General features: G+C 66.1%; 18 protein-coding genes. 6 read left to right on the top strand and 12 right to left on the bottom strand.

Translation table 11 applies throughout. The features are described 5' to 3' along the window. Together DI269_RS11680 and DI269_RS11685 are read right to left on the bottom strand one after the other, a co-directional pair. The coding region (locus tag DI269_RS11680) for a DUF4192 domain-containing protein (protein WP_112136037.1) at window positions 1-954 on the bottom strand (954 nt) is incomplete at its 3' end. 80 nt (window positions 955-1034) lie between these two features. After that, the gene (locus tag DI269_RS11685) at window positions 1035-1487 is read right to left on the bottom strand and encodes a single-stranded DNA-binding protein (RefSeq protein WP_112136039.1); all 453 of its coding nucleotides are present in this window, start codon (window positions 1485-1487) and stop codon (window positions 1035-1037) included. 493 nt (window positions 1488-1980) lie between these two features. On the opposite strand from DI269_RS11685, the gene DI269_RS11690 reads away from it, so the two are divergent. After that, window positions 1981-3186 (top strand): AlbA family DNA-binding domain-containing protein, encoded by a 1206-nt coding sequence (locus DI269_RS11690; RefSeq protein ID WP_112136041.1) that lies wholly within the window; start codon window positions 1981-1983, stop codon window positions 3184-3186. Between the two features lie 409 nt (window positions 3187-3595). On the opposite strand, the gene DI269_RS11695 is transcribed toward DI269_RS11690, so the two are convergent. Next, entirely contained in the window at window positions 3596-5056 is a 1461-nt protein-coding gene (locus tag DI269_RS11695) for a ParB/RepB/Spo0J family partition protein (protein WP_198667339.1), read from the bottom strand. A gap of 394 nt (window positions 5057-5450) precedes the next feature. Here DI269_RS11695 and DI269_RS11700 point away from each other — a divergent pair, with 394 nt between their 5' ends. Together DI269_RS11700 and DI269_RS11705 are read left to right on the top strand one after the other, a co-directional pair. After that, on the top strand, window positions 5451-7781 hold the full coding sequence (locus DI269_RS11700) for a hypothetical protein (RefSeq protein WP_157974912.1): 2331 nt from the start codon (window positions 5451-5453) through the stop codon (window positions 7779-7781). A gap of 277 nt (window positions 7782-8058) precedes the next feature. Next, complete coding sequence (locus tag DI269_RS11705; RefSeq protein WP_157974913.1) at window positions 8059-9321, top strand: hypothetical protein; 1263 nt, start codon at window positions 8059-8061, stop codon at window positions 9319-9321. A gap of 185 nt (window positions 9322-9506) precedes the next feature. Here the strand turns inward: DI269_RS11705 and DI269_RS11710 are convergent, their stop codons facing one another. Beyond that, window positions 9507-10127, bottom strand: coding sequence for a hypothetical protein (locus DI269_RS11710; protein ID WP_112136049.1), 621 nt, complete (start codon window positions 10125-10127; stop codon window positions 9507-9509). A gap of 338 nt (window positions 10128-10465) precedes the next feature. Here DI269_RS11710 and DI269_RS27020 point away from each other — a divergent pair, with 338 nt between their 5' ends. Beyond that, a complete protein-coding gene (locus tag DI269_RS27020; RefSeq protein WP_157974914.1) occupies window positions 10466-11161 on the top strand; it encodes a hypothetical protein in 696 nt (231 codons plus the stop codon). 13 nt (window positions 11162-11174) lie between these two features. Here DI269_RS27020 and DI269_RS11715 read toward each other — a convergent pair whose 3' ends face one another. Beyond that, on the bottom strand, window positions 11175-11696 hold the full coding sequence (locus DI269_RS11715) for a hypothetical protein (protein WP_112136052.1): 522 nt from the start codon (window positions 11694-11696) through the stop codon (window positions 11175-11177). Window positions 11697-11761: 65 nt separating this feature from the next. Between DI269_RS11715 and DI269_RS11720 the strand changes: the two genes are divergently transcribed. Beyond that, a complete protein-coding gene (locus tag DI269_RS11720) occupies window positions 11762-12163 on the top strand; it encodes a hypothetical protein (protein ID WP_112136054.1) in 402 nt (133 codons plus the stop codon). A gap of 63 nt (window positions 12164-12226) precedes the next feature. Here DI269_RS11720 and DI269_RS11725 read toward each other — a convergent pair whose 3' ends face one another. From DI269_RS11725 to DI269_RS11735, 3 genes are all read right to left on the bottom strand, one after another. Further along, a complete protein-coding gene (locus DI269_RS11725; RefSeq protein WP_157974915.1) occupies window positions 12227-12988 on the bottom strand; it encodes a hypothetical protein in 762 nt (253 codons plus the stop codon). Between the two features lie 106 nt (window positions 12989-13094). Further along, on the bottom strand, window positions 13095-13727 hold the full coding sequence (locus tag DI269_RS11730) for a hypothetical protein (RefSeq protein ID WP_112136060.1): 633 nt from the start codon (window positions 13725-13727) through the stop codon (window positions 13095-13097). Then, window positions 13720-14619: a hypothetical protein gene (locus DI269_RS11735; RefSeq protein WP_112136062.1), complete on the bottom strand. Its 900-nt coding sequence runs from the start codon at window positions 14617-14619 to the stop codon at window positions 13720-13722. Before DI269_RS11735 ends, DI269_RS11730 begins: the two co-directional genes overlap by 8 nt. Window positions 14620-14908: 289 nt before the next feature. Here DI269_RS11735 and DI269_RS11740 point away from each other — a divergent pair, with 289 nt between their 5' ends. Further along, entirely contained in the window at window positions 14909-15520 is a 612-nt protein-coding gene (locus DI269_RS11740) for a hypothetical protein (protein ID WP_112136064.1), read from the top strand. Between the two features lie 95 nt (window positions 15521-15615). Here DI269_RS11740 and DI269_RS11745 read toward each other — a convergent pair whose 3' ends face one another. The 4 genes from DI269_RS11745 to DI269_RS11760 all read right to left on the bottom strand — a co-directional run bounded on the left by DI269_RS11745 (window position 15616) and on the right by DI269_RS11760 (window position 18869). After that, window positions 15616-16113 carry a SitI3 family protein gene (locus DI269_RS11745; RefSeq protein WP_112136067.1) on the bottom strand — a complete coding sequence of 166 codons (498 nt, stop codon included), beginning with the start codon at window positions 16111-16113 and terminating at the stop codon, window positions 15616-15618. Window position 16114: 1 nt separating this feature from the next. Beyond that, window positions 16115-16876 (bottom strand): CdiA C-terminal domain-containing protein, encoded by a 762-nt coding sequence (locus tag DI269_RS11750; protein WP_112136070.1) that lies wholly within the window; start codon window positions 16874-16876, stop codon window positions 16115-16117. Window positions 16877-16977: 101 nt separating this feature from the next. After that, window positions 16978-17691: a 5-formyltetrahydrofolate cyclo-ligase gene (locus tag DI269_RS11755; RefSeq protein WP_112136073.1), complete on the bottom strand. Its 714-nt coding sequence runs from the start codon at window positions 17689-17691 to the stop codon at window positions 16978-16980. 32 nt (window positions 17692-17723) lie between these two features. After that, window positions 17724-18869, bottom strand: coding sequence for a helix-turn-helix domain-containing protein (locus DI269_RS11760; RefSeq protein WP_198667340.1), 1146 nt, complete (start codon window positions 18867-18869; stop codon window positions 17724-17726). Between the last annotated feature and the right edge of the window lie 200 nt (window positions 18870-19069).

Genomic DNA, 19069 nt, shown 5'->3' on the forward strand with positions numbered 1-19069 from the left:
GGTGTCGAGGCATGCCATGTTGCTCAGTGCCTTCGGCGGGATACCGGCCTGGAGAGCAGCCAGAAGCATCTGCGCGAGGCGGTAACTCGGGCTGGACTGGAGTGCGGCGTTGAAGGCTTCGAGGGCGAGGACGCCGTTGCCGGTGCGGTAGGCGCACCACCCGGCGATCGTGAACGCCGGGGCGGCCAGTTCCTCGTCGAGGTGCCGGGCGACCCACAGCCACAAACCGCAGGACTTGTCCGGGTCGGTGTCGGAGGCGATGAGCGCGTGGTCGCGGACGTCGAGGTCGCCGACCGCGAGGCCGAGGATTGCGATGTCGGTGGAGGCGTCGGGGAGATCGGCGGCGGCCAGCCACTGGTCGACCGCGGCGATGTCCATGCGCCGCTGTTCGCCCCATGACAGTGTCGCCTCCTGCACGATCGTGTCATCGACTGCGGTCGAGACGGCCGCCCGGCGGTTGGGTGCGGCTGGGGCCAGCAGCGCGGTGACGGCGTCGCGGTCGGGATGGCGGTTCGCGTCGGCGGCCACGAGTGCGGCGCTGATCGCGGTGTCCTCCGCGGAGACGGGAGTGCCCTCGGCAGGGCAGCAGGGTCCGTTGCAGGTCGCGGAGTAGTAGCGACCGTCGGTGACACGGAGGGCGTCGAGGACGTCGATGTCGGTGAGGGCGTAGTCGATGAGGGCCTGGCTCAGGGAGGCGGTGGCGATCTCGTCGTCGCCGTAGGCGATGAGGACCACAGCGGTGCAGTCGTTGGTTTGGACGGGTTCGATGAGGGTGTTGAGGAGGTCGAGGTGGTCGAGTGAGCCGGGCAGGTCCACGCGGAAGGTGCATTCGAGCCCGCGGTCTTTGAGGCCGACGGCGACCAGCGAGTGCTCGGGCGCGAACCCGAGCAGGTACGGGACGGCGGCGATGATGTCGGTCGGGCCGTTGACCGAGAGCTTGGCGGTGTCGTTCATGACGTCTCCAAAGAGGCAGTTGAGGGAAGCAGATGCGGAGCGGGTGCGGAGCGGCCCGAAGGCCGCCCCGCGGGAGGGGATCAGGCCGCGGCCGGCTGCGGGGCAGGGGTCGCGGTGGCCCAGGCGTCCTCGACAGTGACCGGACGGGTTTCACCATCGGCGGTGCGGACCGAGGCGTTCGCGACCCGTTCCTTGCGGGCCGGAGTGACGGTCCCGAACCGGAGTGAGGCGGCGACGTTCTCGGCGGTGACCTTGAGGTGGGCGAACCCGCCCGATTCCTGGGCGTAGAGGTTGCGGGCGGTGACGATGACGGTGTCGTAGCGTTCGAAGGAGGCGAGGACGTTGTCGGCCAGGTTGCCCCAGCAGGTGATGTCGAAGAACTGGGTCTTGCCCTCGACCCACTTACCGGAGGCGTCGCGGTAGGTGGGCTTGTGGGCGAGCTCGAAGTGCACCCCGGCGTTGCCGTTCGGGGTCGCAAAGACCTCGGGGTCGCGCTTGACGATCTGGCCCTCGACGGCGAAGTGGAACTCCATGACGTTCTCCTTGACGGACTCGTGTTGGCGCGGCGGCCGGGGTCCTGCCCCGGGTGGTGTGCCGCTGTGGTGAGCCCGCGTCGTCCCGGCGGGAAAGCGAGGGACGTCAAGGGGGCCAAGCAGCTTTGTTCGCAGCGACGAAGGAGCGGCCCGGCGAAGAAAGTGTGCCGGCGCCCTTGCGAGCGACGACGAAGGAGGAGCGGTGCGCTCGCGGCCGTCGGGTAGCGTGCTCACACCACAGCCGCACACCCGGGCAGACGAACCCGACCGTGCCAGACGATCGACAGGGCGATCCTGAACAGCTCCGCGCAGCAGAGGGACGGAGTCTGGCGCTCACGAGATTCTGCGGGTGAACGTACGATCTCAGCTGCGTGCGAGGTAGGCACGGAAGCAACGTGTGGCGTTCTGAGAGTAGGGCCCTCGGGGTTGCGGTTGGAGTGCTCACCGTTATGAGGGCGCGAGTAGTCGGACCCGCACTCTACGATCATCGTTTATGACGATTAATCTCGACCGCTCGTCGGCGCTGTTGCGCCCGAGCCAACTCGAAGAACTCGTGCTGGCGGTGCGGAAGGCATCAGAACAAGACGAGGATGACGCACTCGAATGGAAGTCGACGCTTGACCTCGATGACCCGAAGCAGTTCACACACCACTTGGTGCGTCAGATCATCGGGTTCGCGAACCGTATGCCAGAGGAGGCCGCGCGCCGATACGAGGGATATGGGTACATCGTCGTTGGTGTGAAGCCCGGTGAGTTGAAGGGCGTTGTGGAGATCGATCCCGCGCAGCTGTCACAGAAGCTTCGGCCCTTTGTTGGCGGCATCTCATGGTTTCCCGAGTACGTGAGCGTCGATGATGTCCAGGTGCTCGTCATTATCGTCAACGCGCCGAAGTACGGAGACGCGATCCACGCCTTGCATAAGAAGTTCGACACCTGGAAGGTCGGTACCGTGTTCGTCCGCAGGGCGGGCATTGTCGAGCAGGCCGATCCAGCCGACCTGCAACGCCTGGCGGCGAGAAGTCACCACAGCCAAGCCCAGACATCGGTAACTCTCGAGGTGACCGCGCCGCTCGAACCGTGGCCTGCGAAAGATGTGATTGAGGAGTGGGTCGCCAGTGAGGTGAACATCCTTCTGGCGCGACACGGCCGGAATACGCGCACGGTATCGAACGCCTACCTGGAAGAGCTCCGGGAGGCGATACTGAAGCGGATCTTCTGGGCACTGCACGACCGGGACGGAACCCATCTCGAGCTCGCCGTGAACAACCTCATCGGGCAACCGAACCGTGACCTTCGGGTCCTTATCTCAAGCGCTGACCTTTCGATGCTGCCGGAAGAGTGGCAGCGAGTTGTGGAGTCTGATAGGATGCCGCGACTTCCGAAGCTGCCTGTTTACAATGGTCTAATCGAGTTCGATCCGATCGACGTTCCCGGACTGTGGGGATACTCGGGCGAGCCGGGTTACCAAGTTCGGAGTCGGAAACCGCTAGAGCTTACGTACGACCAGTTCGACTTGCATCCGCGTGAGACTGCCGAGCTCGAACTGATACCTGTCCTCGCGAAGCCGGGCACCGCGTCGATCGAACTGCATTGGCGCGCTACGGCGATGAATTTGAACGGCGTGTGCGAAGGCAGCTTGACCGTGTCCTTGACCGAGCCGGCCCTCTGGGGCGACCTATTCCCGGTCAATACTGAATGAGGCGATGCGAGCGGCGATGGGCGAAACTCTCCCCCGACCGACGACGGCACTGCCGGATGTCTTTGCCCAGGTGTGCCGTTGGTGGCGCGAAAAATCGGTGCTCGGGCATGGACTTCGGCCGAGTCCAATTTCTCGGCCGCAAACTGGCTTGATGTCGTGGCTGCGACTCAGTGAAGGCTCGGTTAGTCTGCTCCAGACCCGTTGACCTTCTTCGGGATACGGAGCGCGGCCAGGTCCGCAATCCAACCCCACCGGTTCGGAGGCGCAGCCGCGCGGGCTGAGCGTATCTCGCAGTGACGCCATGGCGATACAGCCGGGCACATCGGCATATTGCGGCGCTTGGGCTGAGGTGACGGTGTCTGGTTGGTCGGCGCCGCACTATACCGGTGCGGCGCCGACCAACGGGTGTTCAGGCCATAAGGAGGTCGTCGGCCTTGGCGTCCCCATCGCGGTCCGGGATCGAGTCGTCAGCGTTTTCGACCTCAGCGGCGACGTAGACCGTTGCGTCCGGACCCGGGCCCTCGTCGTCCTCGTCGCCTTCTTCCTCTTCGTCTTCCGCTGCTTCTTCGGCGAGGCGGTCGGTGATCGACTGGTGGATCTCCGATTCGACTTCGGCGAGCTCGTACCCCTCGGCCACGAGGAGGTCGAGGTAGGCCAAGGCGTGGTCGAGGTCGCCCCAGCGGCCGAGGACGAGCCCGGACAGGTTCTCCTCGCACCGCGTGAGCCAGCGGGCGACGGTGGCGCGGGTGAGGCGGTCCATCCCGGCGTTCTCGGGCAGCTCGCGGATCTCGCCTCCGCACAGTGCGTTGGCGAGCTCGGCGTACTCGTTGTAGGGCAGCCGCATCGAGGTAGTCGCCAGTTCACGCAGCGCGAGCCGGAACAGGACCTTCGCGCCCTTCGTTGTGCCGAACCGGGAGAGGAGAAAGTCCGTGCGGACGCCCGTCGCGGCCTCCCACGCTGCACGTCGCGCCTCGGCCTCGGCGTCGCGCGCTTCGCGTTCGGCCCGGTTCGCTGCGGAGGAGCCAGGGACCGGATGCAGTCCGACCGCGGACGGGTCGGGGCAGTAGTACTCGGCCTTGGCGCCGTAGTCGCGGTTGATGTAGGCCGCAAACCCCGGCTCGCTCTTCACCGCCTCCGGGTCCACCGCGTTCCCTTCGGCGTCGACAAGGTGTTCCAAGCGGACCGCCGTGCAGCCCTCGCTGTGGAAGTCCGGGCGGGGTGTGACCTTGACGCCCGCGAGGACGAGCTCGGCCTTGAGCCGGTCGAGGGTGTCCTTCGCGGCCTGGCGGTGGCGTTCCTCGGCGATGAGGTGTTGCACGCTCCAGTGCCCGCCGGCCTTCTTCATGATCCGCTCGATCACCTTCGGCTCGTGCGCGAACTCGGCAAGGGCGGCGGCCGAGACGAGGTCCACCTGGCCGGCGTGTGCGGCCTGCTGGACGTGCTCGGGGAGCTGGTGAAGGGTCAGGGACTGTTGAACGCGGTCGAGCTCCCTGCCGGTGGCCTGGGCGATGCGCTCGGGTTCCCAGTCCAGGAGCGTGAGCTGCTGGTAGGTTTGGGCCTCTTCGAGGACGGTGAGGTCGTCGCGGTGGAGGTTCTCCACCAGCATGGTCACGAGCTGGTCGCCTGCACCGGGGTCGTCGACGACGATGCACGGCACCGTCTCCAATTCGACCTGGACGGCGGCGGCGTGGCGGCGGTGTCCGGCCACGATCGTGTGGTTCCCCTTCTCGTCGGCGGGGAGGACGACGAGCGGTTCGATGATGCCGAGGTAGGCGACGGTCTGCGCGAGGGCATTGATGCCGCGCAGTTCGGAGTGTGCGTTCTTCTCGTGCGGGACGAGGTTCGCGGGCGGGATCTGGGTGAGCTCCACGGGAGCCTCCAATCGGTCGGCCGCCAACTGGTTGATGAAGTCGGCGGCGCTTGCTGAGGGCCCGGTTCCCAGCCGCGGAGCGGCTACCCTTGGACCGGCCCAGCAAGCGCCGCCGCAGAAGTGGGCGCAGCTCCGTCGCTGCGAGCAGGAGCCCCCCATGTCCATGACGCCAAGCGAGGCCACGGTGCGAGAAATTCCACAGGGCACGATGGAAGGTACGCTCGTACGATCCCTTCACTGAGCGGAGCGTGAAATGCAGTTCGATAGTGTCCCGGTTCAGGTCGCGTTGCGTCCACCCCGCGCCGTCATCCTCTTTGATGGAGATGACCATTGGCACTACTGGGCGAGAATGGCATTGCACTGCGCAACTCAAGTGTGGGGCGGTCAAGGCTTCGTGGTCATTCCGCACCACAACGGCGAGGTTCGGCCCGAGCTCCTCGCCATGATTCGCGTCTACGATCCCGACTATGTTGTGGCGCTGACCAAGACGGTGGCTGACATCGAGCAAGTCAATCCGAGGGCACTCAAGCTCCCCGTCGAAGAAGCAGAGCGACAGCGGCAACTGGGGATCATCGGCGATCATGCCGTCCCGGATGCGGCAGGTCAAGCAGCACGAGAGGCCGTCGTCAACATATGTTCCCCGCACCGCCGCCGCGAAGAGGACGGTGAATGGGATGAAGACGTTCACTTCATCACCGCGTCGAGCGAATGGCAGCGCTTCACGCCGGTAGAAGATGCCACCAACCGTCCATTTGAGGATCAGACCTACGCTACCGTGCCTGAGCATTGGAGTGGCGCCCTTGGCGTCGCGCTCGCCGCACGATGCGGAGCGGCCCGTCGGCCAGTGCTGGGCGCCGAGCCTGACATCGAGGATTCCGAAGCCCGAAAGCTCTGGAATTGGTTGCTCTGGAACGACTATCAGAACGCCGATGGGATTGCCCCAATAGTGCCCGAGATGGGGACGTGGGATTATCCGAAGATCGCCTTTAGCGGTGGCACCGAGTTCCCGCCTGTCTTCTCCAGAACGCAGAACGGGCTCATACAAGTTCGCAGTTCGCCTCGGCCACGAAAGACCGCTGACCTGGTCCTCGGGGACACGGCCGATGACTTCGCGCTGGCCCACATCACTGAGCGCCTATACGGTCGATCCGTATGGGTGCCGCGGGCGCTGTGGGACCAGGAAGCAGCGCGCGCCGGGTTGTACCACCTCCACGCGCTCGTCTCAACGCTCGAACGCGAGCGACGAACCCTCTCGATCTCCTCCCTCTCCGAGTCCGACGACGTGCTCGAATCGATGGCCGCACACCTTCGAGACTCACCGCTCAATGCGGTGGTCACTGAACCCGAGCAAGTCCAGCCCGAACGGCGTCGTGAATCGGTCCAGGTCGAACTGGCGAAGGCAGATCCCGAGTCGGCATTGCGGCTGGTGATTGCCGAGCAGTTTGACATCAAAACCCAGGTCGGCGTCCACCACAGCGACCGAGACAGTATCGAGATGACCGCGGGCCCTCGATACCCCGACATCACACACCCGGCACTTGTCGGCTGTGACGAGCTCCAGTGGCAAGTCGACGTCTCCTTCATGCCCCACGGCATTCCCGCCGGCAGAGGGGTTGACGGCCACGATCTGCTCGCCAGCGAAGAGAATCGCCATCTCACATGGGTGCGAAGCGGGCGAGATGGCATCTCCTTCGAGTCCCGGAAGTGGGATTTTGTCCATAACGGCTGGTCTAGGGCCTCGAAACTCGCCGAGCCGCGCCTTCGCCAGCCGAGCCTTGCGACATGGGCGGATCTCGCCGCCAAGTCGTCTGGGAGGTCGATGGAGTACTCGCCGGCGGGTTCTCGGTTTATGAGCCTCGTGCGGCTCTGGGGCTCGGCTCAATCAGTCGCTGAGACGATGGCAAGCCCGATGCTGAAGGTACTGAAGTCCTTCAACCCTTCCGCGAAGTCCTCGACAGCGGCATACCCCAAAGGTATGGGCGTCGTGCTCGCCTCTGGGGGATCGGCAAACCAGCCGAGGGAAGGCTACCTCTCCTTCGAGGGAATCGTGCAGTTCCATGGGGGAGAACCCGAGGTCCTGCGAGACGACGTTGACGCGCTCCTTGACAACGGCGTACTGAAGCGTGGCCTCGTCCTTGGGTGCGCACACTGCCGCCGGGTGGCGTTTATCGCAATCGACCGGCTCGCCCAGAACAACCGGTGTCTTCGATGCGACGGATCGAACCCACTCACCGCGGCGAGCTGGAACAGGGACGGGATCGAGCCAGGCTGGTTCTACGATCTCCACCCCATCGTCCGGGACTTCCTCAACGAGAACGGCGACGTCCCCGTCCTTCTCTCCCATCACCTTCGGCTGAATTCGAGAACCTACGCCGATGCCCCGGAGATGGAGCTGTTCGAGGGAGGGAAGCGAGTTGCTGAAGCCGACCTCATCGCCCTGAGCGACCGCCGCCTCCTGGTCGCGGAGGCGAAGAGTTCCAACCACATGCGACCGAAGACTGGGAAGGGGTCCAGGCTCGACACCGCACGCAAGAAGGTACTGCTCGCGACGGCGCTCCACGCCGACGAGATTGTCCTTGCCACGACACAGGAGACTTGGGAACCCGCCAGCATCGAAGACATTCAGAAAGCCGTTAAGGAGCTGACCCCAGCTTGGACGGCTCCGCAAATCCGCAGCATCACCGCCCTCGGCACCGATCATGTCAAGGACGAGTACCTGCCTTGATCTCCCACGAAATGTCCGAACCAAGGGACGTGGGTTCTGGTCGGTGCGCTCCCAGCGCTGGGAGCGCACCGACCACAGGGCGAAGCCCGGTCGGCCCGGCCGTCGGGTAACGTCAGCGCCCCGCAGTGGCAGGTCCGGGCCGGCCGGCATCGGAAGCCGATCCACACCGGCATGGGCCTGGGCGAGGTGAGAGGCGTCTGAATGTGCCTGAATGGCCGGAACTGGCCCTTAGACTGATCGCGTTTCTCATCGGTGCCGGGCAGGAAGTGATCGCCGTATGAAGGTCAGAGCCGCACTGTGCTGTCTTGTCGTCTCGGTGCTGCTCCTGAGCGGGTGCGGTGGTGATGACGGCGGCGATCCGGACGCGGACCCAACGACAGGCGAGGTCGACGCCGCGGCGTTCGACCCCCCGATGCGGTTCGACACCTCGGCCGGCGTCGCGCTCCCGGCCGAGGCGAGTGCGGGCAAGATCAGTCTGGGCGGCAACAACTTCCTGGCGCTACCCGTCGCCCTTGCCGGTACCAAGGCGTTCGTCGCCTCGGTCGACCGGCTCCAGATCATCGACACCCGCAGCGGCGAGCAGTTTCCGGACATCACTCCGGATTCGGGTACCGCGATGGACCCAACCTCAGCGATCTTCGTGGGCGACAACCCGATCCAAGCGCCGATCACCGTGCAGCTCGATGGGACCGACCTGGTGGTGGTGCCGTTCGTGGTGTACGGCGAGGCCGAGGGCACCGAGCCGGCTCACCAGATCCTCGAACTCGTCGCCGTCGACGCTGCCAGCGGCGAGCGGGCCTTCAACGTCCCCGTCGAGCTGCCGAACCTCGAAGGCACCGCCGAGTACGAGTTCGCCGAGGCCCTGGGCGAGTCGGGCGGGGTGGTCGTGGTCGATGTCGACCAGAAGTACACCGTCATGGTGGACTTGGACGCGAGGGCGCCGGCCTGGGAGGAGGCGTTCATGGCCGAGGCGGTCGTGGGCGATACGGTCGTCGGCAAGCCCTTGGACGCTGCGGGCAGCTTGAATGTCGATGGCCTCCGCGATGGACTTGCGGTCGCCGACGGCGCTCCGACATGGGAGGGCGAGGACTTCGGGCTGCGGGAGTTGTATGCGGCCGGGCCGAAGTTCGTCGCCGCTGCCGGGCCGGACTCGGCCGATGCGGGCGGACTGCTCTGGATCGACGCCGCCTCCGGCGCCGTGGCCGGGCAGGAGGCAGGGAACTGGGTCGGGTACGAGTGCGCCTTCGACCATGCCGAGACCGTCGTCTGCTTCAACCAGAGCAATCGCTGGACTGGGGCTTGGGACGCGGAGACCGGCGAACGCCTCTGGGAACTCGCCGACAGCGACGAGCGCAGCGGGGTCGTGTTCACTGCCGCCTGGCATGGCGCGGTGTACGGCATTGGACCGGTCGTACTCGACGCCCGGACCGGCGCCGACGCCGAGACCGAACCGGGGACGGCCCCTCACGTCGTCAACGAGTACATCGGGATCGGCGAGAAGGAAAGCGGCGGCGTAGCCGCCTATCCCTCAATCGAGTAACCACAGTGATCCAGAGCGGCTTCCTGCCCGATGCACCGGCCAACGACGAGGGACTTCGACGCGACTCGGGCAGATGCCGATCGATAGCAGCCCGAGCGATTCGAGCTGGCGAAGATACCGAGCTTCGCGTTCATCGTGGGACTGGTTGAGATGGCCGCCCAGGGCTTCAATGCGTCGATCGCCGTTCAGGACGCGGCTGCCGCATCGAGAGCGTCGAGGAGGGTCGGGGCGGGGGCAAGGGAGCAGCTGACGTGTTCGCCGTGGTGCATGCCGCGGCATTCGACGCCGTCGAGCGTCCGGGTGGGGTCGGTGAGCTTGCGACGGGTCTCGGACTCGTGGTCATCGATCCGCGATCCCTCCAGGGCTTCGTGGTTCTCGCTGGCGGGGATGAGTTCGGAGAAGTTGGGGAGGCCCGCGGCCCGCCACATCCGGAAGTACAGCCCTGAAGCCGCAGACTGGAGGGGCGCGATGAGGCTGACGTCGTGGAGGGCGCAGCAGATCTCGGCGGCCGTCCCGATCCGGGTGTCGCCGCCGGTGGCGACGCGGTTGAGGATTTCTCGGCAGTGCGCGCGGTAGACGGGTTCGTACTCCATGCGCTCGTGCGACGGCACGAGGAGCATGAAGGAGTGGTAGAGCCGGTCGCTGGCGTCCGGGTGCCGCTCATGTGCGGCGGTGATCTCGTCTTCGGCGATGTCCATGCGCTCGAAGATCCCGGACAGGCCGAGATGGTCCATGAACGCGGCGGCGAACTCGGCCGGTCCGGTGGCCTGCTCCAGCATGGCGTCGAACGAAGTCTGTGGTGTCATGGCGATGCCCCTTCCAGGGCTGGGCGCGGCGGCCCTGGTGGCTGCCGCGCGGTGCGGCGCCTTTACCCGGCGGGGAAGGGGCGAGGACGCAGTCCAGGGCGTAGCCCGGTCGTCCCGGCCGTCGGGTAGCGTTCGCGCCCGCGAGCGGCAGCCGCACAGAGGTCTCGCTGGTGCGCAATCGGCAGCGCTGCTTGAAGGTTCCGAATCAGGTGTGGAGCCGGGGCAGCGCCAAGGATGCACGCCACCGGCGACAATTCCCTGATCTTGCGTCGCAGCGGTATCATCCAGGCTAGAGCCGAAGCCGACTCAGCACGCACCCGAAGGACAGGTACCCCTCGATGACCGAGTCCGCAATCGACCTGATCATCAATCTGATCGCGGCAGCGATAGCATTTTCAGTTGGCTTTTCGGTGCGCCGGTTGCGATTTCGATTTGACACTCGCGATCGTCGGAAATTCTGGATAGCTCTCGGAGCGGTCGAACTTCATATCATTGTTGGGCATGGTGATCTCGAGGCGTTTGCTCAACTCAGGAATCATCTGCATCAGATTGACATCAGAGATTTCGGCTTGTCCGCGAGTGACAGGGCAACCGCTGAGACTCTAAAAAAGAACTTGATCCTCATCGGTGGCCCGGAATCGAACATCGTGTCAGCCCGCGTACTCGAGAAGATCTCCTCCACCTTTCGATTCGGCTCCGCACAGGGCTCCACTCGAATGGAAGCTGCGATACAGGATAGTCAACTTGACACTACCACGGCATGCCGCACCAACCTAAGCGGGAATGTGACTAAGGATCACGGCATATTCATTCGATGCACGAATCCTTTCGAACAGCAAAGGAAGGTGGTGTTCATGGCTGGATGCCTGGGATACGCCACCATTGGGGCCATTCGGCTGATAGAAACCGCTGACTTCATCGATCATCCCGTGATTGCATCAGGCCAGGACTTTGAGGCAATGTATAGCTGCGATGTCTCTGACGGTGTGGTGACTGGTGTTCAGCTTGGTATCGTTCGACGACTCTCAATCTAGGATCATCTTGAGTCTAAATCAGCTCACTCTCTGAAATGATTTCGCTATGTGGAGATGCGGATAATTGAGAAAGGCCAAAGGTGATGCGCCCCATGCAGGCTCGGTGCATGCACGCGATGGTGACGTTCGCGTAGTCGAGGTCTTTGGCCTCGGCGAAGTTCCAGACCGGGCCGGTGGCGCATGCGGTATTGGTGTGGAAGCCTCCGCCGAGATCAACCCTCCACTGTGCGGCGCAGCTAGAGCATGTGGCTGTTAGATGGTCGCCGATAGAGAACTCGCGGATGGCATCCAGGTCGAGGGTGTCGGCGTTGCAGCCGAGTGGGAGGCGGCACAGGGCGTCGGTGAAGTGCAGCTTCTCGCCGGTGGCGCAGGCGAGGTACTGACCGCGCTCGATAAGTCCGGTGCGCGGTGAGAACTCGCCGGGCGCGGCGACGCTGACGCGGAAGGTCCGGTCGACGGCGATGGCGAGGACCGTGCGCCCGGCGTCGGCGAACGTGTCCTCGTCGGTGTCGTCCCACACCTCGGCGACGGCCATCGGCCAGCCGAGCTCGGAGAGCCTGGGGGCGAGTCCGGTGACCTCGTCGAACCCTCCCGACCTCGATGCAGCCTGGGGGGCAGGGCCGGGTCGATGCCGGCGAGGTGGGGGCGGAGCTCGGCCTCCGGCCGGCCGATCACGGTGCGCTGGACGAACTCCCCAGCGTCCAGGAGCAGGCCGAGGCCGGCGGCGTGTACCGGCTCGAACCGCTCGCAAAGCGCCCGGACGGTGGCGGCCGCGTCGACGCGCAAGGTCTCGAGGTCGAAGCCGAGGTCGATCAGGGACGGGTCAGGGCTCATGCGATCTTCCTTCCGATGATGACGGTCTCGGGCGGGCCGGGCCGGGTGAGGACCGCCCAGTCGAGGGCATCACCGAGCCCGGCCATGAAATCCGGTTCGTGGACGGCGCACGAGCGCATCCGAAACCCCGCCGAGCTGCGGGAGATGAGGGTGCTGTGCTCGGGGTAGGCGCGAGTCGCCGTCGCGGAGACGACGACGGGTCGCCCGCACCCGGGCACCGGGCACTCGGCTTCACTCGCCACGGCCAGCCCCCGCTCCGGTTACCACGGGCGTGCCCGCGTCGGTAGTCGCGGCCTCTGTGAGGCCGAGGTCGGCGAGGCAGGTGAGGGCGGCCTGCTCCAGCAGGGTCTGGCCCGAGGGTTCGAGGGTGCCGGTGTAGTGGGGATCGAAGGAGGCCGAGCGCGGGTCGCAAACCGGTGCGGCAGTCGCGGGCCGGTGAATCAGATACCGAGTGGTTGCGCTGGTGACGAACGCGCTGTGGCAGAACGCCAGGTGGAGGTCGCCGCGGACCTGGCGGGCGGCGTGGACGTGCTGCTGGGGGAACAGCAGGAAGTCGCCGCGGGCGAGGTCGCCTGCGGGGAGGACACGCAGGCTCCCGGGGAAGCGCCCGGCGCGGAGGGCGCGGCTGGTGTGCTCGGCACGGTGGTCGCCGAGCCCGTCGAGGTCGGCGCTAAGCCGGTCGATGAGGGCCCTGGGGTCGCGCAGCATCTCGTTCGGATCGCATGCGCCGCAGGCGCAGTCGAGAGCGTGCAGCGACTTGACCGAGTAGCCCTGCTCGCGGGACCAGGGGGTGATGACCTGCTCCCAGGCATCGGCCGAGCGCTGGTGTTCGAGGAACTCGACGATCGCGCCGTCCTCGCCGATCAGGCCGGTGATACGGGCGGGGTAGTAGAACGGCCAGGCGAACGGCCGAGAATCGGACGGCGTGCGCGGGGCGAGGAGGTGCGGGCGGGCCTTGACGATCTCGCCTTCGGCGAAGCGGTGGGTAGCCATGATGACGGTCTCCATTCAGAAGATCAGGGACGGGAAGGGAACGGGCCGGCCAGCAGGATGCCGGCCGACCCGCATAGTGGTCGTGCGATGTGATCGAAGTGCGACCTCACGGCTCCTGCTCGGCAGGGGTTTCGGCAGCGAGATGCTTGCCGATGAGGGCGGCGAGGCCCTGGGCGAGGCCGATCGGGACGCAGTCGAGTTCTATGGTGGCCGCGGCGGCGCGGTAATGGACGCGCAGCGAACCGCGAAAGAGGTCCGGCCCGTTGAACCGCAGGCAGTCCCCAGGGTCGTACTTGGATTGGTGGGCGCCGGGAATGAGGGCCTGAAGGTTGGCGACAGCCGCTGCGAGGATGGTCTTGCGGTCGCGCTCGGCATCGAGCGCGGCGTGGACTTCGGCGATGGCCTCGTCGTAGGCGGTGGTGAGGAGACGGCGCTGGACTTGGCGGGCGATCTTGTCGGCCGGGCGGTCGGCGGCGACGCTGGTCTCCTCGACCTCCAGTTGTGTGTGGGTTCGATAGCCCTCAGGTAGGTCGGCGGTGATGACCACCCGCCAGATCGTGCCCTTGAGCTCGGGGCGGATCGTCAACAACCGCTCGCCCGACCGCAGGCCCACCAGGTACTCATACGGGTCGCACCGGACCCATTCGCCGGGCAGGTGCTCGGTGAGTCCGGCGGCGCAGGATTCGGCGATGCGCTCGCGCAGCTGCTGCTCCTCGCTCCAGGACAGGATCTCACTCATCGCCTGCTCCCGAAGCGGTCTGCTCCCGGCTGGTGGCGCCGGAGTCCGTGGCGGGTGCGGGCGGCAGGTTCCAGGCGCTGTGGCGGACTTTCGTCACGAGCTGGTCGGCGACCCGCTCGATCTGGTTGCGCTCGTCCCGGTCCGGGAGGCGGTTGGAGGCGATGCGGGAGATGATGAGCAGGTTCAGCGCGGACTCGCGCAGGAGCTTCGCGACCGGTATGCGGGTGCGGGCGGTGGCGAGAGCGGTGATGGCGTCGGCGAGCGCATCGAGGACCTGCTCCGTGGAGCCTTCGGCCGGTTCGGTTTCGCTGAGGTGACGGCCGGTGAGGTGGATGATGCTGTGGGCGAGGTCGAGCGGGACGTTCCGCAGGTGGAGGTCGGCGGTCTGCGCGTTCATTCCGAGGCGCATGCTCGCGCTGAAGGCCCCCGGGCCCCGACTGCTGACCGCATTGGCGGGATGGTGCATGTCGGGCACGGGGCCGGGCATGGTCTCCAGGAAGTAGTCGACGATCGAGGCGGTGACGGCCTTGCGATGCTCCTCCCGGTCCAGGGCGTCCCGGACGCGGGCGGCCTGCTCGGCGTGGGCGGGCAGGAGACGGCGGGCGATGTCGGTCGCGATCGACTCGATGGCGCGGTCGGCGCGGACGGTGATCTCCGGCGGGGCGACGCCCTCGACCGCGGCCCACCCGTCGGGGAGCTGGGCCCGGATAGACAGGCGGGCAGTACCGTTCTGCTCGTACCCCCACAGGTACAGCTCGCAGCCTTCGCGGGCGATGCTCGCCTCGGTCTGGACGGCCTCGGCCCGGTGCCAGTCACCGGCCAGGTGTTCGCACAGTGCGTCGGCGTACTCGATCGCGATGCGCAGTAGATCGTCATGGTCGTAGTTGGGCATGGCCCCTCCTCGGGTCGGGGCCGCGGACCTGTTGATCGGTCGCGGCCGGATTGACCCGTCCGCCCACCCGGCGGCAGAGGGCAGAGGAGGCGCGGGGGTCGGCGACGAAGGAGCCGCCCGCGCGAGCGCAGCGGCCCCGGATCGGCCGCCGGGTACCCTGGCGGCGGCAATCCGCGCCCGCGACCGCCAAGAGCGGCTGACGGGAGGGATCGTCAGTCAGCGGACACAAGGCCAAGTGGTTGCGTTCTGGTCGGGACCGGTCCCGACCGAGGCGCCCTACCTTGTTCGCATGGACGAGAACGTGCCTTCCCTGGATGAGCCGATCGAAGACGCCGCGACCGAGCGGAGCCGCACGTCGAAAGTCTGGGTCGGCCTCATCGCCGTCCTCATCGTCGGCGGTGTCTTGGGCGGCGCGCAGATCTGGTGGAGCCCTTGGGGTGCCCCGGCCGGCCCTGCCTGTGCTGAGGACGCAACACATATGGGCGACCATGAGACCAGCCTGTGTTTCAGCATTCCCACGGATTGGGTGCAAGTCGAGGGCGCCAAGTTGGACGGCTCCGATTACACCAGCATTGTCGAGTCCGATTCCGGGAATGCCTGGGTGGCGGTGGAGCCGGTTCCCGACGCTGTGACGGCGACTGAGACCGAGGATGCGGCGCGTCAGATGATCGCCACCCTGGTTGAGGTCAGCCCTGATGCTCAGGGGATTCGGATCGAATCAGGGCCGGTCGAGGGCCAAGAGAGCACGACCGCCGAGTTCGAGACGACGATCGTCTGGTTCCGTGTGGTCGTCGTCGATGTCGATGGCAGCCTGGTGATGATGGTCGGGAGTACCTACACCGGCGAGGACGGCCTGCGAGAACAGGTCGAGCAGATTCAGGACTCCTTGAGCATCGCCTGACTCCACGTCGATCGGGTGGCAATGGCACCGGTTCAGGGATTGTCCGAAGAAGACCACTGCGACCGGGACAGCACCGCGTGTCGAGAACCTGGTCTTCAGCGGGGGAGCAGATCCTCCACCATGCCCAGATTCCGTTTCGGATAGCGCTCCAGCAGCGCATCGAGTACCCCGTCGACATTGAAGTCGGTGCCGCTGAGGCGGTCGCTCAGGACAATCGTGTTTTCGGTGCGCAGCAGGTAGATGTCCTCGTATTGGAAGCTGAGGACACCCTTGGCCCCGGGGTGGTCCTCAAGGAATTTGGCGGAAGAGGCGACCATGTCGCGGAAAGTCGCGGCGTCCTCTTCGCTGGTGAGGAACTTGTTCATCCGGAAAGTGACCGAGGCGATCCGGTCGACGCCGAACAGCGCAGCCATGTCCGGCTCCTCCTCGCCGTCCCAGACGGCAGCGGTGACCGCGACCTCCTTCTTGAACGCTCGCGCAGGTGCACCAGGCTCCTCGTAGCGCTCATCGCAGCCGAGCAAGTCAGCGAAGTAGCCGAGCATGCCGTTGGCGTCCAAGACAGGTGAAGCCTCGAAGTGATACTCAATCGCCATGTCAACCGACCTCCGAATCCCAGGGGTAGAACTGTTCCACGTCGCCGCCGCGGACGATCTTGATCTCTTCCAACCCGCGGATCGGGTCACGCTCCAGAACGGTCCTGATCTCGGCGGGACTGGCCGAGCAGTCGTCGAGGTTCAAGACTATGCGTGAAGCCTGGCGATCGTGGACTTTGTTCCGCAGTGACTTGCGGATGTTCTTGGCGCTGCTTCCTGAGGGGGCGTAGCAATCCCAAAGCTCGCCTTGGATGCGGTAGTCCGGGTTCTTCCCGGCGGTGTTCGTGGGCGGGCTCTGCTCGACGTCGTATCCGGCGCGCGCGAGAGCGATCGCGGACTCGTTCTCCCGTTGCAGGCCACGGGTCTTGCTCCCGTCCACCACGGCGGGCGTCCCAGTGGGGCGCCGGTCCGCGTCCGGTGCGTGCTTCGGCCGGGTGACTGCGGGCCGGCTCGTGCTCTTGGACGAGGCATCCGGTCTTGCGGTGGCGGTAGATGAGGCCGCGGCCAGTAAAGTCCGCAGCGAGTCGATCTGCGTCTGGAGCTCTCCGAGCGCGTCGGCGAGGCCGAGTGCCTGGGCGGTGAGGGTCTCGGCCTGCGTGCTCATGGAACCGGCTCGCCCCGACTTCTTGTCCAGGCCCAGCGCTGTCAGGGCGGCAGTCAGGTCGTCGAGGATCTGCTTGGAAGCCGTGATGCCGCTCGCGAGATCACGGGCATGCTCGGCGTTGCCGCCGACGGCACCGGCGGCCTCGTCGATACTGGTCACGAAGGGGCTCCTCTGAGGTGGGGCTAATCAGGTGTGGCGACTATACGATTGCGCCGCAATCGCATTGATGTGGGTGGGTTTGGAACCGGCTCGCGCGGACCTTACGGTCGGCGCGCTGCGAGCGCCGGGATCGCGGCGATCTTCTCGATGGGGAGTCGATTCCAGTCCAGCCCTTGCGGTCGCGGTGATCGGGGGCATTCGATGGTCCGGGTCGGGGTGATGATCCAGTCCAGGCGGAAGTCGTGGGGTTCTTCGGGGATGGCTTCATCGTCGAGGACTTGGAGGTCGTGGACCGTGGTGGTGATGGTGGTGCGGTCGCTGATGAGTCCGGCGTCGATCAGCAGGCTGATCTCGATGTCGGCGTAGCCGGCGCCCTTGCCGAGGCGCGCGCCTTGGGCGTTGACGGCGACGCAGCCGATGATGACGAGATCGATCGGCTGCATCGAGTCGACCTCGACGGTCGGGGCATAGGCGGCGGCCATGTCGGTGGTCGCCGCGTCCGTCGGCGCATGGTCGGCGAGGAGCGGGTTGAGGTGGTAGAACGGGCGCTCTTGCGCGAGTTTGGGAACGGCCATGTAGAGCGTCTTGGAGTCCTCAAGCGCCTTCGCGCGCGCGGGCGCCTGGGGCCGGTCGGGGCTGGCCTTGACGACCAGGGCCGACTGCCACTGCGGCAGCGCTGCGAGTCTCGCGGCGGCCTCGACCGCGCCGTGGAAGTTCGGGATCCGACCGTGCGCATCCCCGTCGACGGCGCCGACGGCCTCCAGCCGGTTCCACACGCGGTTGCGTACGTCCTGCTTGTCACCAGTGACGCTCAATTTGAACCCCCGTCACGTCGCCGTCGATGTAGCTAGGATGCCATAAGACTCAGCAGACGGTCCTGAACCTCTTGCGAGCGCGGATAGCGCCGACGAGCCAGCAGTTGTGTGGCTTCGGCGGCGAGCTTCAGGCCGCCGCCGGAACGGGTGCGTTCGAGTTCGTCGATGGCCGCGTGCAGGTGAGTGGCCGCTGCGTCGAGGTCGCCCCCATGGGAGTTGGCGGTCGAGAGGTTGGCGAGGACGATCGTCGAGGACTTCTTGCGGAGTCCCTGTGCTGCTTCGAGGTGTTCGATTGCCGAGGAGTAGCGCCCGAGCTGGAGGTAGCACGAGCCGGCCATCCGCTCGAACGTCCTGTCGGAAACCAGGTCTGCTCCGCGGTCTTCCCCGTGGCTTCGGTCGAGAAGCCGTTCGGCGGAGCGCAGTACCCGTTCGCATTCCCGCAGGTCGCCTCGGAACGCGTGGACTTCGGCTCGGTGCATGAGCACGAACACGCGGAGGGACGGACTCCGGGTTTCGTGGGCCGCCTTGTCGAACCGGGCCGCGGCCGAGGTGAGCTTGCGCTGCCCGTACAGGTCGATCATGCCGCTGCGCAGGTGGGCGAGGGCGGCGGTGTCCGTGTCGCCGATCGTTTCTGCATGGCGCACTGCGGCAGCGAGATACGACAAGGCCCCGGCATGGTCACGCCGTGCCGTGGCGTCCCACAGGACCTGGCCCATGAGCAGTGCCACCGCTGCGGCGGCCGCATGCAGTCGCTCCTTCGCCTCATGGCTGCCGGTGCTCGAAGGCAGGTAGGTGATCTGCCCGTAGAGGTTCGTGGTCTCGGCGAGCAGGGACGTGGAGGGGACGTGATCGTACTGCTGCGAAAGCAGTTCAACGCGCTGTTGAAGCAGTCCGGCCACCGATGGATCGACGTGCGCCAGGCGCACCTCCGCCACCGGCAGGTCGACAGTCGTACTCGTCTCAATCGAGGCACTTCTGCGGCCGACGTTCAGGTCTTGTCCGTTGAGGAGGTCGTCGAGTTCGGCGAGGCTCACCTGGAGTGCGGCGGCAATGCGCTTCCGGAACTGCGGTTGGGGCGCGTGCCGTCCGGACTCCCAACCTCGAACGGTCGAGTCGTCGACTTCGAGTTCGCGGGCGAAGGACTCCTGGGTGAACCCCATCGCGGCGCGGCGCGCCATGAATGCGGTGCGACGTTGGGCCATCGATTCGTCACCCTCCCTCGGCTCCATTCGATGGTTCCATATGAGTTCTCCCAGTTCAAGTCGGGTCGTACCCGCATTCTTCACGGTTTCTCCACGGTCGATGCTCTCGTGCGCGACCGGGTGCTCGCGATGAGATGAAGACCGGGCCGCCGACGGTAGGGCGGCTCGAATCCAGG

Source organism: Glycomyces dulcitolivorans (assembly GCF_003265355.1).
GTDB classification, from domain to species: Bacteria; Actinomycetota; Actinomycetes; order Mycobacteriales; family Micromonosporaceae; genus Glycomyces; species Glycomyces dulcitolivorans.